Origin of the sequence: Blautia fusiformis (assembly GCF_020686995.1) — a bacterium.
GTDB classification, from domain to species: Bacteria; Bacillota; Clostridia; order Lachnospirales; family Lachnospiraceae; genus Blautia_A; species Blautia_A fusiformis.
The window spans coordinates 81,605-98,200 of record NZ_JAJEPT010000004.1; the positions used below are offsets into that span (position 1 = coordinate 81,605).

Consider the following 16,596-nt stretch of genomic DNA (forward strand, 5'->3'; position numbering starts at 1 on the left):
TCAGTTATTGACAAATAAAAAAAAATAGTTTATAGTAAACCATATTTTATATGAAAGATAACTGACAAAGGCGTCAGGAACGGATACCACAGGGGAATTCTCACCCCTTGAAATCTGTTCCGGACGCCTTTTTGTTGTGGGACACAAAATGGAGGAGGAAATCGAAGATGGCAGTAAAGTATGTTTTTGTAACAGGTGGAGTTGTTTCAGGTCTGGGAAAAGGAATTACCGCAGCGTCTCTTGGGCGCCTTCTGAAAGCCAGAGGGTATCAGGTGACCATGCAGAAATTTGATCCCTACATTAATATTGACCCGGGAACTATGAATCCCATTCAGCATGGAGAGGTTTTTGTAACGGATGACGGTACAGAGACTGACCTTGACCTTGGACATTATGAGCGTTTCATTGATGAAAGCCTTGACAAAAATTCCAATGTGACAACCGGTAAGATTTACTGGTCTGTTCTTCAGAAAGAGCGTCATGGTGATTTCGGCGGAGGTACCGTTCAGGTGATCCCGCATATTACCAATGAGATCAAGAGCCGTTTTTACAGAGCAAAATCCGCAGACGAAGACAGAATTGCCATCATCGAGGTTGGTGGTACAGTCGGTGATATTGAGAGCCAGCCGTTCCTGGAATCCATCCGTCAGTTCCAGCATGATGTGGGACATGACAATGCGATCCTTATCCATGTAACTCTGATCCCGTATCTCCGTGCTTCCGGAGAGATGAAGACCAAACCCACCCAGGCCAGTGTAAAAGAACTTCAGGGAATGGGAATCCAGCCGGATGTCCTGGTATGCAGAAGTGAGTATCCTCTTACCGAGGATATCCGTGGAAAGATTGCCCTGTTCTGTAATGTGCCTGTAAGCAATGTGCTTCAGAATCTGGATGTGGAATATTTATATGAAGCTCCTCTTGCAATGGAGAGAGAAAAGCTTGCAGACGTAGTACTGCAGAGCTTAAGACTGGAGAATCGCAAACCAGATCTTACAGACTGGGAAAATATGGTAGAAAATCTCCGCCACCCGGATAAAACTGTGAAAATCGCCATGGTTGGTAAATATACACAGCTTCATGATGCATACCTGAGTGTTGTGGAAGCACTGAAGCATGGCGGGATCTCTTGCCGTGCAAAGGTTGATATCACCTGGGTGGACTCCGAAGAACTCAATGAAAAAAATCTGGATCAGACTCTCCATTCTGTAGATGGAATCCTGGTTCCGGGAGGATTCGGAAACCGTGGTACAGAAGGAATGATCCTTGCGGCACAGTATGCAAGAGTTCATAAGATCCCATACCTTGGGATCTGCCTGGGAATGCAGATGGCTATTGTGGAATTTGCCCGCCATGTGCTTGGATATGAAGATGCCAACAGTATTGAGCTGGCACCGGAAACAACACATCCGGTCATTGCTCTGATGCCGGATCAGGAGGATGTGGAAGATCTTGGAGGAACTCTTCGTCTTGGGAGCTATCCGTGTGTGCTTGCAGAAGGCTCCAGATCCTATGAGCTTTTTGGAAAGAAAGAGATCCAGGAACGTCACAGACATCGTTATGAGGTAAACAACGCATTTCGTAAGGAACTGGACGAAAAGGGAATGTCCATTGTAGGAACATCCCCGGATGCTCACATTGTTGAGATGATCGAAATTGCCGGACATCCGTTCTTTGTGGGAACACAGGGACATCCGGAATTTAAATCCAGGCCAAATCATGCACATCCACTGTTCCGTGGATTTGTGCAGGCAGCAGTTGATAAAAAGACGGCAGAAGAAGCTGCAATGAAAGGATGAGAAAAATGAGAGAAGTAGCAAATCAGCAGCAGGGCCTCTACCGCCCTGAATTTGAACATGATAACTGCGGTATCGGAGCCGTTGTTAATATAAAAGGAAAGAAAACACATGATACAGTTGCCAATGCTCTTAAGATCGTAGAGAATCTTGAGCATCGTGCTGGTAAGGATGCAGAAGGAAAAACCGGTGATGGTGTCGGTATCCTTCTTCAGATCTCCCACAAATTTTTTAAGAAGGTTTGTAAAAAAGAAGGCTTTGATATCGGCGGAGAGAGAGAATACGGTGTAGCCCAGCTCTTTTTCCCACAGCAGGAGATCAAACGTGCTCAGGCAAAGAAGATGTTCGAGATCATCGTGGAAAAAGAGGGGCTGGAACTTCTTGGATGGCGTACAGTACCGGTCTTCCCGGAGGTTCTTGGTCATAAAGCGAAAGAGTGCATGCCGTGCATTATGCAGGCATTTGTTAAAAAGCCGGAGGATGTGGAAAAAGGTCTTGCCTTTGACCGTATGCTTTACATCGCACGTCGTGAATTTGAGCAGAGTAATGATAATACTTACGTAGTTTCCATGAACAGCCGTACCATCGTATACAAAGGTATGTTCCTGGTAGGACAGCTCCGTACCTTCTTTGGCGATCTTCAGAGCCAGGATTACGAGTCTGCCATTGCAGTGGTACATTCCCGTTTCAGTACCAACACGAATCCAAGCTGGGAGAGAGCACATCCGAACCGTTTCATCGTACATAACGGTGAGATCAACACGATCCGCGGAAACGCCGATAAGATGCTTGCACGTGAGGAAAACATGGAGTCTCCGTATCTGAAGGATGAGCTTCACAAGGTCCTTCCTGTAGTTAACCGCAATGGTTCTGACTCTGCAATGCTTGACAATACCCTGGAATTCCTGGTTATGAGTGGAATGGATCTTCCACTTGCAGTGATGATCACGATTCCGGAGCCATGGGCAAACAACGATACGATTTCTCAGGAGAAGAGAGATTTTTATCAGTACTATGCGACTATGATGGAGCCATGGGACGGTCCTGCGTCCATTCTGTTCTCAGATGGTGATGTGATGGGAGCGGTTCTTGACAGAAACGGTCTTCGTCCATCCAGATACTATATCACATCGGATGGCTATATGATCCTTTCCTCCGAGGTTGGTGTTCTTCCTGTGGATGAGGAGAAGATCGTATTAAAAGAACGTCTTCATCCGGGAAAAATGCTTCTGGTTGATACCGTTCAGGGTCGTGTCATTGATGACAATGAGCTCAAAGAAAAATATGCGAAAAAACAGCCTTATGGTGAGTGGCTGGACAGCAATTTGGTACAGCTTCGTGATATCAAGATCCCGAATCAGAGAGTTGTCGAATACACTCCGGAGGAGAGAGCACGCCTTCAGAAAGCCTTCGGATATACTTATGAGCAGTACCGTACTTCGATCCGAAACATGGCATTAAACGGCGCAGAAAGCATCGGAGCCATGGGACATGATACTCCCCTTGCAGTATTTTCCAAGGAACATTATCCGTTGTTCGATTATTTCAAGCAGCTTTTTGCACAGGTAACAAACCCGCCGATCGATGCGATCCGTGAGGAGATCGTTACTTCTACAAGTGTATATGTAGGCAAAGACGGAAATCTTCTGATCCAGAAGCCGGAGAACTGTCAGGTGCTGAAGATCAACAATCCGATCCTGACCAACACCGATATGCTGAAGATCAAGAATATGAAAAAGGACGGCTTCAAGGTTGTGACTATTTCCACATTATATTATAAGAGCACAAAGCTTGAACGTGCCATTGACCGTCTGTTCGTAGAGGTAGACAAAGCCTTCCGTGAGGGAGCAAACATCCTGGTCCTTTCTGACCGCGGTGTGGATGAGAACCATATGCCGATTCCGTCCCTGCTGGCAGTTTCCGCAGTACATCAGCATCTTGTAAAAACAAAGAAGAGCACTTCCCTTGCCCTGATCCTGGAGTCCGGTGAGCCGAGAGAGGTACATCATTTCGCAACACTCCTCGGATATGGTGCAAGTGCAGTCAATCCGTATCTGGCACTGGATACGATCCATGAGCTGATCGATACACATATGCTGGATAAGGACTATTACGCAGCCGTTGATGATTACAATCATGCAGTGATCAGCGGTATCGTAAAGATCGCTTCCAAGATGGGTATTTCCACTATCCAGTCCTATCAGGGATCTCAGATCTTTGAGGCAATCGGAATTTCCCAGGATGTGATCGATCGTTACTTTACAGGAACCGTAAGTCGTGTAGGTGGAATCACACTGGAAGATATCGAGGATAATGTAGAAAAACTTCATTCTGAGGCATTTGATCCCCTTGGACTTGCCACAGATCTTACTCTGGACAGCGTAGGTGCCCATAAGATGAGAAGCCAGGGCGAGGAGCACAAATATAATCCGCGTACCATCCATCTTCTCCAGCAGTCCACAAAACAGGGCAGCTATGAGATGTTCAAGGAATATACAAAGCTGGTAGATGACGAGGGTCATGGAAACTTAAGAGGCCTTCTGGACTTTAAGTTTGCCAAGGAGCCTATTCCCATCGACCAGGTTGAGAGTGTTGAGGATATTGTAAAACGATTTAAGACAGGTGCCATGTCCTACGGTTCTATTTCCCAGGAAGCACATGAGACATTGGCTATTGCCATGAACCATCTCCATGGAAAATCCAATACCGGTGAGGGTGGTGAAAGTGATGAGCGTCTGGATTCAGCAGGAACAGACAATGACCGCTGCTCTGCGATCAAACAGGTAGCCAGCGGACGTTTCGGTGTTACCAGCCGTTATCTGGTTTCCGCAAGAGAGATCCAGATCAAGATGGCACAGGGTGCAAAGCCGGGTGAGGGCGGACATCTTCCTGCAAAGAAGGTATATCCGTGGATCGCAAAAACCCGTCATTCCACACCGGGAGTCAGCCTGATCTCTCCGCCGCCACATCATGATATCTACTCTATCGAGGATCTGGCAGAATTGATCTATGACCTGAAAAACGCCAATAAATATGCGGATATTTCCGTAAAGCTGGTTTCTGAGGCGGGTGTTGGTACGGTTGCAGCCGGTGTTGCAAAGGCCGGTGCACAGACTGTTCTGATCTCCGGATATGACGGAGGTACAGGAGCAGCGCCAAGAAGCTCTATCCATAATGCAGGACTTCCATGGGAGCTTGGACTTGCAGAAACACATCAGACGCTGATCATGAACGGACTTCGTAACCGTGTACGTATCGAGACAGACGGTAAGCTGATGAGCGGCCGTGACGTTGCCATTGCAGCACTTCTCGGTGCAGAGGAATTCGGTTTTGCAACAGCGCCACTTGTAACGATGGGCTGCGTGATGATGAGAGTCTGCAATCTGGATACCTGCCCGGTAGGTGTGGCTACACAGAACCCGGAGCTGCGTAAGAGATTCCGCGGAAAACCGGAGTATGTGGAGAACTTCATGCGCTTTATTGCACAGGAGCTGAGAGAGTACATGGCACGCCTTGGTGTTGCCACCATCGATGAGATGGTAGGTCGTACAGACCTTCTTACAGTTTCTGACAGTGTGCAGGAGCCGCATAAGGGTAAGGTTGACTTAAGTGCCATCCTGAATAACCCATATGCAGGAAAGGGCAAAGTAACCTTTGATCCGAAGGCTGTATACAATTTCAATCTTGAGAAAACTCTGGATGAAAAAGTTCTGGTCAAGAAATGTGCACCGGCGATCCAGAAGGGTGAGAAAGTTTCTGTTGATGTAAATGTTACCAATACAGACCGTGCATTTGGTACCATCCTCGGATCTGAGATCACAAGAAATCATAAGGATGGACTTCCGGAGGATACGGTAACTGTAAACTGTACAGGTGCAGGCGGACAGAGCTTCGGTGCCTTTATTCCGAAAGGACTGACATTGAAACTGACCGGTGACAGCAACGACTACTTCGGAAAAGGCCTTTCCGGTGGAAAGCTAATCGTTAAGGTTCCAGAGAAGGCCGGATACAAGGCTGAAGAGAACATCATCGTCGGAAACGTGGCACTCTATGGTGCGACCAGCGGAACTGCATTTATCAACGGCGTTGCCGGTGAGCGTTTTGCAGTACGTAACTCCGGTGCGGTTGCAGTTGTTGAGGGTGTTGGCGAGCATGGCTGCGAGTACATGACAGGCGGCCGTGTGGTAGTTCTTGGAAAAACAGGAAAGAACTTTGCAGCAGGTATGAGCGGCGGTATCGCTTATGTCCTTGATGTGGATAACGTTCTTTATAAGAACCTCAATAAAGCAATGATCTCCATTGAAAAAGTGGAGAATAAATATGATAAAAAAGAGCTTCGTGATCTTATCGAGGCTCATGTGGAAGCAACAGGCTCTGAGATCGGTAAGAAGGTGCTGGCTGATTTTGATTCCTATCTGCCTCACTTCAAAAAACTCATTCCGGATGAGTACAAGAGAATGATCACATTAAGTGCAAAGCTGGAAGAAAAAGGTCTGACCAGCCAGCAGGCACAGATGGAAGCGTTCTATGAGAGCATCGGCGTGAAACATTAAGGAGGATGAGGAAATGGGAAAGCCAACTGGATTTTTAGATTATGAAAGAGAAACGGCAAAGGTTCTGCCGCCAAAGGAACGTATTCAGAATTTCAACGAATTTCGTATTCCATTAAATAAAGAAAAACAGAAACTTCAGGGAGCACGCTGCATGGCCTGCGGCGTCCCCTTCTGCCAGTCAGGTATGATGATCGGCGGAATGGCTTCCGGCTGCCCGCTGCACAACCTGGTTCCTGAGACAAATGATCTTGTGTACACAGGAAACTGGAAGCAGGCATTCCTTCGTTTAAACAAGACACACAGCTTTCCGGAGTTTACATCCAGAGTGTGTCCAGCACTTTGCGAAGCTGCATGTACCTGTAACCTGAACGGAGATCCGGTCAGCACAAAGGAGAATGAGAAAGCGATCATTGAGACAGCCTATGCAGAAGGATGGGTAAAACCGCAGATCCCGCCTGTCCGCACAGGAAAGACGATCGCAGTCATCGGAAGCGGACCTTCCGGACTGGCAGCAGCACAGCAGCTGAACCGTCGCGGACACAGCGTAACCGTATTTGAGAGAAACGACCGTATCGGAGGACTTCTCCGTTACGGTATCCCGAATATGAAACTTGAGAAAAAAGTCATCGACCGCAGACTGAAACTGATGGAAGAGGAAGGCGTGAAATTTGTCACCAATATCAATGTTGGGGTGGACATTACAGCAGAGCAGCTTCTGAAAGATTACGACCGTGTCCTTCTCTGCTGCGGAGCTTCCCATCCAAGAGATATCAAGGTTCCGGGAAGAGATGCCAAGGGAATTTACTTTGCAGTGGATTTCCTGAAGCAGGTAACAAAAAGTCTTCTGGATACAGATTTTGCAAAATTCCCATATGAGCTTGCAAAGGGCAAAAATGTTCTGGTCATTGGCGGTGGTGATACTGGTAATGACTGTGTGGGAACATCCATCCGTCTGGGGGCGAAATCTGTAACACAGCTTGAGATGATGCCGCAGCCTCCTGCAGCAAGAACTCCTTCCAATCCATGGCCGGAGTGGCCGAAGGTCCTGAAAACTGATTACGGCCAGGAAGAGGCTATTGCAGTATTCGGCCATGATCCTCGGATCTATCAGACAACCGTTACCGAGTTTATCAAGGACAAAAAAGGAAATGTCTGCAAGGCCAAAATCGTAAAACTGAAAAGCGTAAAGGATGAAAAGACCGGAAGATTCAATATGGTACCGGTCGAGGGCAGTGAGGAAGTGATCCCTGCAGATGTGGTCCTTATTGCGGCAGGCTTCCTTGGCAGCGAGAAATATGTGACAGATGCTTTCCGTGTAGCGCTTACACCAAGAACCAATGTGGAAACAAAACCGGAGCAGTATGCAACAAGCGTAGATCGTGTGTTCACAGCAGGTGATATGCATCGTGGACAGTCCCTTGTCGTATGGGCGATCCATGAGGGACGTGAGGCTGCGAAAGCAGTGGATGAATCACTGATGAGCTATTCATATTTACAGTAAAATAACAGGTACCAGGGGCAAAAGGTCAAAAAAACTGTTCGTGTTTCCGCGATAAAGCTTTTGAACTTTTGCCCCTTTTAAAAAATGGTTGACAAAGAATTGACCGATTGCTATAATTACGTCCATGAACAAGGGTGTTCTTCAGGAGCGGAAGCTCTCTGAAGTGCACCCTTTTTCTGATTTTGAGGGTAATTATTTTGTGTGATGAGGAAATAAAGGAGAGAATACTATGGGGAATTATACCAGAGAAGAGATTCTTGCAATGGCAGAGGAGGAAGACGTAGAGTTCATCCGCCTCCAGTTTACAGATATGTTTGGAACTCTGAAAAATATTGCGATCACAGCAAGAGAGCTTCCAAGAGCCCTGGATAACCAGTGCGTTGTATATGGCTCTCATATTGCGGGCATTGTGGGAGAGAAGGAGCCGGATCTGATCCTGTATCCGGACTATGATACCTTTTCAATTCTCCCATGGCGTCCTCAGCAGGGAAAGGTCGCAAGACTGATCTGTGATATGCGCCGTGCAGATGGGTCTGAGCATGAGATGAGCTCCAGATATATTCTGAAAAAAACAGCGCAGGCAGCAGAGGAGGCAGGGTATACCTGTTATGTTGACCCGGAATGCGAGTTTTTCCTGTTTCATATTGATGATAACGGAATGCCTACAACGGTTTCTCACGAAAAGGCCGGATATCTGGATGTAAGTCCGGTGGACTTGGGCGAAAATGCAAGACGTGACATGGTACTGACTCTTGAGGATATGGGATTTGAGGTGGAATCCTCTCATCATGAGACAGCACCCGCACAGCATGAGATTGCCCTTCATTACGGGGAAGCGCGTGAGATGGCAGACGAAGTTATAACCTTTAAGATGGCGGTAAGAACTGTAGCCAAACGTCATGGACTTCATGCGACATTTATGCCGAAGCCAAGACGGGAAGTAAACGGTTCAGCCATGCATATCCATTTTTCGCTGTTTAAAAATGGAAAAAATATTTTCGTGGATCCGGAGGATCCGACCAGATTAAGTGAAGAGGCATACTATTTTATCGGAGGTCTTCTGGCTCACAGCCGTGAGATGACTCTGATCACCAATCCGCTTGTAAATTCTTATAAGCGTCTTGTACCTGGATTTGATGCGCCTACAGAGCTGACCTGGACGAGAAATAACCAGAATTCACTGGTAAGGATCCCGAGAGTCAATGGTGCTGATACCAGGATCGAGCTTCGAAGCCCGGATGCTGCATCCAACCCATACCTTGTTTTTGCGGTATGCCTGGCAGCGGGCCTGGATGGAATCCAGAAGAAGATCTATCCTACAAAAGCTTCTAACCGTTCTCTTTCCGAGTCGGATCAGAAGGAACAGGGTATCGAGAATTTACCGGAGAACCTGCGGGAAGCGATCACACTGTTTGAGGACAGCAGCTGGATGAAGGAAATCCTTGGAGAAGCTTTCTGCAAACAGTATGCGCAGGCAAAGAGAAAAGAGTGGTTGCGTTATTCCCAGGAGATTTCCGACTGGGAGATCGAGGAGTATCTGTATCGGATCTGATGAACGAGGCATAATGGGACGAAAGAGAGTGGCGGCTTATGAACACGAGTATCGTGATTGCATTACCGAAAATAGAAGATGCAAAAAAGATCCGCACAGTCCTTAACCGATATGGATTCACGGTGGCGGCAGTATGCAATTCAGGTGCCAATGCCCTTGCCAGTATCTCGGAGCTTGATGGCGGCGTTCTGCTTTGCGGTTATCATCTTCAGGATATGTACTACCGTGATCTTCTGGACTATATGCCGGATTATTTTGAAATGCTGCTTATGGCCTCCCGGGGAGTGATCAGTGAGGCGCCAACATCCATTTTATGTGTGGGAATGCCTCTGAAGGTCGGAGATCTGGTAAATACGGTGAGCATGATGATCTCTCAGATCGAAAGGCGCTGGAAAAAAGATAAGAAAAAGCCGAAGCAGCGTTCATGGAAAGAACAGAATTATATTTCAAATGCAAAGATGCTTTTAATGGAAAGAAATCACCTGAGCGAGGATGACGCATACCGCTATATCCAGAAATGCAGTATGGATTCCGGAACCAATATGGTTGAAACGGCCCAGATGGTTCTGATGCTTTTATATGATTCTGTGTAAAAAACAACAGGGCGGACAGAAATGATCTGCTCTGAATGCCTGATATCACACCGGATCGGGAAAAATTCCGCAGGGGATTTCCTGATTCGGTGAAACTACTTTGAATTGGAGGATGAGGGAATGGAATTTATGGATGGAATCTGTAAGACTAGAGAATGTGCCTGGGATGTGCTTCTTTCCGAGAGCATGAAAGACCAGGAAGCAACAGTGGAAGGTGCAATACACAGCATCCGTAATATGGGTGACGTGGCATTTGTGATACTTCGAAAAAAAGAAGGGCTTTTTCAGACCGTATATGAAAACGACAAGACAAATGTTTCCATTCATGATCTGAAGGAGGCGATGTGTGTGCGCCTCACAGGAACTCTTCATGAGGAAGAAAGAGCACCTCACGGAAGAGAACTCCGCATCAGCCATGTGGAGATCCTTTCCTCACCTGCAGAGCCTCTTCCGCTGGCCATCGACAAATGGAAGCTGAACACTTCCCTGGAGGCAAAGCTGAATTATCGTCCTATCGCCCTGCGTAATGTGCAGGAGCGTGCAAAATTCAAGATCCAGGAGGCTCTGGTGCGGGCATTTCGTGATTACCTCTATGAGAAGGGGTTCACCGAGATCCACACACCGAAGATCGGAGCCAGAGGTGCAGAGGGTGGTGCAAACCTGTTCAAGCTGAGTTATTTCCATAAACCGGCAGTTCTGGCACAGAGCCCGCAGTTTTATAAACAGATGATGGTAGGTGTTTTTGACCGTGTATTTGAGACCGGCCCTGTATTCCGTGCAGAGAAGCATAATACAAAACGTCATCTGAATGAATATACAAGCCTTGATTTTGAGATGGGCTATATCAACGGATTTGAGGATATCATGGAGATGGAAACCGGATTTCTCCAGTATGCGGTAGAACTTCTTAAGAAAGACTACGCTCATGAGATTTCCATTCTGAAGGTGGAGCTTCCGAAGGTGGACAAGATCCCGGCAGTACGTTTTGACAAGGCCAAAGAGCTGGTAGCCGAAAAATATAATCGTAAGATCCGCAACCCATATGATCTGGAGCCGGAGGAAGAAGCGCTGATCGGAAGATATTTCAAAGAAGAATATGATGCTGATTTTGTTTTTGTCACACATTATCCGTCTAAGAAGCGTCCGTTCTACGCAATGGATGATCCGTCAGATGAGAAATTTACATTAAGCTTTGACCTTCTGTTCAAGGGACTTGAGGTAACTACAGGCGGACAGCGTATCCATGATTATCAGATGCTGAAGGATAAGATCGCAGCCCGTGGTATGGATGAAGAGGGTATGGAGCAGTACCTGGATACCTTCAAGCATGGAATGCCGCCTCACGGAGGACTTGGAATCGGACTGGAACGTCTTACCATGCAAATCCTCGGAGAAGAAAACGTTCGTGAGACCTGTCTGTTCCCACGTGATATGAACAGACTTGAGCCGTAATAAGGAGAAAAAAGATGGCAAAGATAATCGATGATGAAACAATGGAAAATGTCTGCATCCTTGCAAAACTTTCTCTGACAGAGGATGAAAAGGAAAAAGCAAAAGAGGACATGCAGAAGATGCTGGATTATGTAGACAAGCTGGATGAACTTGACACTTCTTCCGTAGAGCCCATGTCCCATATTTTTGAGGACGAAAATGTATTTCGTGAAGATATTGTGACAAACGGAGACAATCATGAGGCGATGCTTGCCAATGCACCGAAACAGAAAGAAAACCAGTATCAGGTTCCGAAAACAATTGGATAAGACAGGAGACAGGACATGGATTTGGGAAAATTAACCGCATTACAGCTTGCGGAAAAGATCAAGCAGCATCAGATAAGCGTCCTGGACGGTGTGAAATACGTATTTGATCAGATCGAAGCAAAAGAGGACAAGGTCCACGCTTATCTTGATACTTACAAAAAAGAAGCCTATGCAAGAGCAAAAGAGGTACAGAAGGGCATTGAGGATGGAACCTATACAGGACTTCTTGCCGGTGTACCTATTGCAATTAAGGATAATATCTGCATTAAGGGAAAAACAACTACCTGTGCATCAAAGATCCTTGAGAATTTTGTGCCGCAGTACAATGCCGAGGTTATTGACCGTCTGGAACAGGCAGGTCTTGTGATCATCGGAAAGACAAACATGGATGAGTTCGCCATGGGAAGTACCACAGAGACATCCGCTTACGGCGTCACCAGAAACCCGTGGGATCTGGAGCATGTTCCGGGCGGCTCCTCCGGCGGCTCCTGTGCGGCAGTGGCAGCAGGAGAGACTTACCTGGCACTGGGTTCTGATACCGGCGGTTCCATCCGTCAGCCAAGCTCCTACTGCGGTGTTACCGGAATCAAACCGACCTACGGAACAGTATCCCGTTACGGACTGGTTGCTTATGCATCCTCTCTGGATCAGATCGGACCGGTTGGAAAAGATGTTGCGGACTGTGCGGCACTCCTTGAGATCATTGCCGGACACGATGCAAAAGACAGCACTTCCATGAAGAGAGAGGATCTTGCTTTCTCCTCTTCCATGACAGATAAGATCGTGGGAATGAAATTCGGTGTGCCGAAGGAATATCTCTCAGAGGGACTGAACCCGGAGGTAAAAGAGGCATTTATGAATACGCTGAAAAGCCTTACCGAGATGGGTGCAGTCGTAGAATTTTTCTCCATGAAGACAACAGAATATATGATCCCTGCTTACTACATCATTGCCAGCGCAGAGGCCAGCTCCAATCTGGAGCGCTTTGACGGTGTGAAGTACGGCTTCCGTGCAAAAGAGTACGAGGGACTTCATGATATGTACAAGAAGACAAGGACTGAAGGTTTCGGCGAGGAAGTAAAACGCCGTATCATGCTTGGCTCCTTTGTGTTAAGCTCCGGTTACTACGATGCTTACTATCTGAAAGCACTTCGCACAAAAGCCCTTATCAAAAAGGAATTTGATCAGGCCTTTTCCAAATATGATGTTCTTCTTGCCCCGGCATCACCGTTTACCGCACCGAAGCTGGGAGAGAGCCTGAAAGATCCTCTTGCCATGTATCTTGGCGATATTTATACGGTAGCAGTAAACCTGTGCGGACTTCCCGGAATCACAGTTCCATGCGGAAAAGACGCAGCAGGACTTCCGATCGGGATCCAGATGATCGGTGACTGCTTCAAAGAAAACAACCTGTTCCGCGCAGCACACGCCTATGAGAAAAAACGTGGTGATTTCGGAACAGCAATGGAAGGGGGAGAAAAGGCATGAAACAGTATGAGACAGTCATAGGACTTGAGGTGCATGTGGAGCTTGCCACAAAAACAAAGATCTTCTGCGGATGCTCCACAGAATTCGGAGGCGCACCAAATACACATACCTGCCCGGTCTGCACCGGTATGCCGGGCTCTCTTCCGGTCCTCAACAAAAAAGTGGTAGAGTTTGCCATCAAGGCAGGTCTTGCGGCAAACTGTCATATCCATCAGTACTGTAAGTTTGACCGTAAGAACTATTTTTACCCGGATAATCCCCAGAACTACCAGATCTCTCAGCTGTATCTGCCGATCTGCTATGACGGAGCTGTTGAGATCGAGACTTCCGCAGGCAAAAAGACCGTACGTATCCATGAGATGCATATGGAGGAGGATGCCGGTAAGCTGATCCATGATGAGTGGGAGGACTGCTCCCTGGTTGACTACAACCGAAGCGGGGTACCGCTGATCGAGATCGTATCCGAGCCGGATATGAGAAGTTCCGAGGAGGTTATCGCATATCTGGAAAAGCTCCGCTGCACCATGCAGTATCTTGGAGTTTCTGACTGTAAGCTCCAGGAGGGCTCCATGCGTGCCGATGTCAACCTTTCCGTCCGTGAGGTGGGAAGTGAGACCTTCGGAACAAGAACAGAGATGAAGAACCTGAACTCCTTCAAGGCCATTGCGAGAGCGATCGAAGGAGAGAGAGAACGTCAGATCGAGCTTCTGGAAGAAGGAAGAGCCGTTGTACAGGAGACAAGAAGATGGGACGATAACAAAGAGTCTTCCCATGCTATGCGTTCCAAGGAGGATGCAAAGGATTACCGTTACTTCCCGGACCCGGATCTTCCGCCGATCCACATTTCCGATGCATGGATCGAAGAGCTGCGTACTTCCATTCCGGAGCTTCGTGAAGCCAAGATGGAGCGTTATCAGAAGGAGTATGAGCTTCCGGCTTATGATGCAGGGATCCTGACCGAATCCAGACATCTGGCAGGACTTTTTGAGGAGACAGCAGTTCTTCTCGGAAACCCGAAAAAGGTGGCAAACTGGTTTATGGTGGAGGTTCTCCGCCTGACAAAGGACAAGGGCCTTGATCCGGAAATGGTAAGCTTTACCCCGAAGCATCTGGCAGACCTTCTTTCCATGGTGGAGAAAAAAGAGGTCAGCGCACAGAATGCCAAGAAAGTATTTGAAAAAGTGTTTGACGAGGATATTGATCCGGTTGTATATATAGAAGAGAATGGTCTTAAGATCGTAGAAGATACAAGCCTTCTCACCGAAACTGTGAAAAAGATCGTAGATGCAAACCCTGGACCGCTGGCAGAGTTTCTGGGCGGCAAGGATAAGGTTATGGGATTTTTTGTAGGACAGCTGATGAGAGAGCTGAAAGGCAAGGCAAATCCTGACAGCGTCAGAAAAGCACTGGCAGAGGAAATTGAGAGAAGGAGATAAAATACTATGGTTACAGTAAATCAGAATTATTTAAAACTTCCGGGAAGCTATCTGTTTTCCAATATCGCAAAGAAGGTAAGCGCATATAAGGAGGCCAATCCGGAATTTAAGGATTCTGTGATCAGTCTTGGAATCGGTGATGTGACACAGCCCCTTGCACCGGCGATCATCGATGCCCTTCATAAATCCGTAGACGAGATGGCACACGCAGAAACCTTCCACGGATATGCTCCGGATCTCGGATATGAGTTCTTAAGAAGTGCCATTGCAAAAAATGATTATCAGTCCAGAGGCTGCGACATCAGCGCAGATGAGATCTTTGTTTCCGATGGAGCAAAAAGTGATTCCGGAAACATCCAGGAGATTTTCGGACTGGATAACAAGGTTGCGGTCTGCGACCCGGTTTATCCTGTATATGTAGATACCAACGTTATGGCTGGACGTACTGGCCTTTATAACAAAGAGCGTGAGAATTTTGACGGTGTGATCTACATGCCCTGCAAAGAGGAGAATGGTTTCCTTCCGGAGATCCCGGCAGATGAAGTACCGGATCTGATCTATCTCTGCTTCCCGAACAATCCCACCGGTGGTGCGATCACAAAGGCAGCTCTTCAGGAGTGGGTCGACTACGCCAACAAAAACGGCTGCGTGATCATCTATGATGCAGCATATGAGGCATATATTTCTGAGGAGGATGTCCCGCACAGCATTTATGAGTGCGAGGGTGCAAGAACCTGTGCCATCGAGCTTCGAAGCTTTTCCAAAAATGCTGGCTTTACAGGCGTTCGTCTTGGCTTTACCGTTGTTCCGAAGGAACTGGTGCGTGATGGCGTAGAGCTTCACAGTCTCTGGGCAAGACGCCACGGAACCAAGTTTAACGGTGCTCCGTACATTGTACAGAGAGCAGGCGAGGCTGTTTACTCTCCGGAGGGAAAAGTACAGCTGAAGGAGCAGATCGCTTATTACATGCGTAATGCAAAGACGATCCTGGAGGGCCTTTCCGCAGCAGGATTTTCCGTGTCCGGTGGAAAAAATGCTCCATATATCTGGCTGAAAACACCGGATCAGATGACCTCCTGGGAGTTCTTTGATTATCTCCTTGAGAAAGCACACATCGTAGGAACACCAGGTTCAGGCTTTGGTGCACATGGTGAGGGATATTTCCGTCTGACAGCATTCGGAAGCTATGAGAATACTCTTGAGGCAATTGAGAGAATTAAAAATTTGTAATATGAGTATAAATTGCGGAGTAGGTCTTTGAAAAAGAGCTGCTTCGTTTTTTAACCGGATCAAAGAAGTATCCTGCTTCAATTGCGAATGTCCACTTGCTCTGAATCAAAGAAGCTCCCGGCAGGGCTGCGAAAAGCAATAAACAGTGGAAAAAATTTGCCTGTAAGTTAATTTGCGAAAATAACAATAAGGATTGCGAAAATTTATCATATCATTTATAATTGTACAGGAAGTAAGGCACAGGCCGCAGAAAGCCTGTGTTCATAAAATTTCACAAATTTATGCAATCACGAAAGGGGATTTTATCATGGGTATCAGAAGAGTAGAAAATATGTGCGGCGGTAAAGGTCATGTGATCATCAAAGACATCCTTGAGGGAGACGAGCTGAAGGGAAAATGCGGACTTTACGCACAGGTTACCATCGAAAAAGGATGTTCTCTGGGATACCATGAGCATCATGGCGAGACAGAAACCTACTATATCTTAAGCGGCGAAGGCGAGTACGACGATAACGGCGTGAAACGCCCGGTAAAGGCCGGCGACATCACCATCACACCAGATGGAAAAGGACACGGTCTTACCAATACAGGCGACACAGATCTTGTGTTTATGGCACTGATCATTTTTGACTGATCCATATAGAAGAAAACAGAAGTGAGACAGAAGGGCGGCCTTTTTGAAGAGGCTGC

At 47.2% G+C, this 16,596-nt stretch carries 11 protein-coding genes; all 11 read left to right on the top strand.

Translation table 11 applies throughout. The annotated features are described in order from the left end of the window. Positions 1–167 precede the first annotated feature (167 nt). The 11 genes from LKD46_RS04980 (at position 168) to LKD46_RS05030 (ending at position 16,540) form a co-directional block, all read left to right on the top strand. The gene (locus tag LKD46_RS04980; RefSeq protein WP_022426745.1) at positions 168–1,796 is read left to right on the top strand and encodes a CTP synthase; all 1,629 of its coding nucleotides are present in this window, start codon (positions 168–170) and stop codon (positions 1,794–1,796) included. Further along, on the top strand, positions 1,793–6,346 hold the full coding sequence (gene gltB / locus LKD46_RS04985) for a glutamate synthase large subunit (RefSeq protein ID WP_110102040.1): 4,554 nt from the start codon (positions 1,793–1,795) through the stop codon (positions 6,344–6,346). Before LKD46_RS04980 ends, gltB begins: the two co-directional genes overlap by 4 nt. A 13-nt stretch (positions 6,347–6,359) precedes the next feature. After that, positions 6,360–7,847, top strand: coding sequence for a glutamate synthase subunit beta (locus LKD46_RS04990; protein ID WP_021651136.1), 1,488 nt, complete (start codon positions 6,360–6,362; stop codon positions 7,845–7,847). Between the two features lie 229 nt (positions 7,848–8,076). Next, complete coding sequence (gene glnA / locus LKD46_RS04995) at positions 8,077–9,399, top strand: type I glutamate--ammonia ligase (RefSeq protein WP_092069303.1); 1,323 nt, start codon at positions 8,077–8,079, stop codon at positions 9,397–9,399. A gap of 38 nt (positions 9,400–9,437) precedes the next feature. Further along, positions 9,438–9,992 carry an ANTAR domain-containing response regulator gene (locus LKD46_RS05000; protein WP_110102038.1) on the top strand — a complete coding sequence of 185 codons (555 nt, stop codon included), beginning with the start codon at positions 9,438–9,440 and terminating at the stop codon, positions 9,990–9,992. Between the two features lie 120 nt (positions 9,993–10,112). After that, complete coding sequence (aspS, locus tag LKD46_RS05005) at positions 10,113–11,444, top strand: aspartate--tRNA(Asn) ligase (protein ID WP_110102036.1); 1,332 nt, start codon at positions 10,113–10,115, stop codon at positions 11,442–11,444. Between the two features lie 14 nt (positions 11,445–11,458). Next, entirely contained in the window at positions 11,459–11,752 is a 294-nt protein-coding gene (gatC, locus tag LKD46_RS05010; protein ID WP_110102034.1) for an Asp-tRNA(Asn)/Glu-tRNA(Gln) amidotransferase subunit GatC, read from the top strand. 15 nt (positions 11,753–11,767) lie between these two features. After that, on the top strand, positions 11,768–13,240 hold the full coding sequence (gene gatA, locus LKD46_RS05015) for an Asp-tRNA(Asn)/Glu-tRNA(Gln) amidotransferase subunit GatA (RefSeq protein WP_110102033.1): 1,473 nt from the start codon (positions 11,768–11,770) through the stop codon (positions 13,238–13,240). Beyond that, positions 13,237–14,676, top strand: coding sequence for an Asp-tRNA(Asn)/Glu-tRNA(Gln) amidotransferase subunit GatB (gene gatB, locus LKD46_RS05020; protein WP_110102031.1), 1,440 nt, complete (start codon positions 13,237–13,239; stop codon positions 14,674–14,676). Before gatA ends, gatB begins: the two co-directional genes overlap by 4 nt. A gap of 6 nt (positions 14,677–14,682) precedes the next feature. Continuing rightward, complete coding sequence (locus tag LKD46_RS05025) at positions 14,683–15,906, top strand: LL-diaminopimelate aminotransferase (RefSeq protein WP_110102029.1); 1,224 nt, start codon at positions 14,683–14,685, stop codon at positions 15,904–15,906. Positions 15,907–16,213: 307 nt separating this feature from the next. After that, a complete protein-coding gene (locus tag LKD46_RS05030; protein WP_015525755.1) occupies positions 16,214–16,540 on the top strand; it encodes a cupin domain-containing protein in 327 nt (108 codons plus the stop codon). The last annotated feature ends 56 nt before the right edge of the window (positions 16,541–16,596 follow it).

What these genes read in the sequence shown, in the direction of transcription:
- gatA (WP_110102033.1), top strand. Translation starts at nt 11,768, where the DNA reads ATGGATTTGGGAAAATTAACCGCATTACAGCTTGCGGAAAAGATCAAG.
- LKD46_RS04990 (WP_021651136.1), top strand. Translation starts at nt 6,360, where the DNA reads ATGGGAAAGCCAACTGGATTTTTAGATTATGAAAGAGAAACGGCAAAG.
- gatC (WP_110102034.1), top strand. Translation starts at nt 11,459, where the DNA reads ATGGCAAAGATAATCGATGATGAAACAATGGAAAATGTCTGCATCCTT.
- LKD46_RS05000 (WP_110102038.1), top strand. Translation starts at nt 9,438, where the DNA reads ATGAACACGAGTATCGTGATTGCATTACCGAAAATAGAAGATGCAAAA.
- glnA (WP_092069303.1), top strand. Translation starts at nt 8,077, where the DNA reads ATGGGGAATTATACCAGAGAAGAGATTCTTGCAATGGCAGAGGAGGAA.
- gatB (WP_110102031.1), top strand. Translation starts at nt 13,237, where the DNA reads ATGAAACAGTATGAGACAGTCATAGGACTTGAGGTGCATGTGGAGCTT.
- LKD46_RS05030 (WP_015525755.1), top strand. Translation starts at nt 16,214, where the DNA reads ATGGGTATCAGAAGAGTAGAAAATATGTGCGGCGGTAAAGGTCATGTG.
- LKD46_RS04980 (WP_022426745.1), top strand. Translation starts at nt 168, where the DNA reads ATGGCAGTAAAGTATGTTTTTGTAACAGGTGGAGTTGTTTCAGGTCTG.
- gltB (WP_110102040.1), top strand. Translation starts at nt 1,793, where the DNA reads ATGAGAAAAATGAGAGAAGTAGCAAATCAGCAGCAGGGCCTCTACCGC.
- aspS (WP_110102036.1), top strand. Translation starts at nt 10,113, where the DNA reads ATGGAATTTATGGATGGAATCTGTAAGACTAGAGAATGTGCCTGGGAT.
- LKD46_RS05025 (WP_110102029.1), top strand. Translation starts at nt 14,683, where the DNA reads ATGGTTACAGTAAATCAGAATTATTTAAAACTTCCGGGAAGCTATCTG.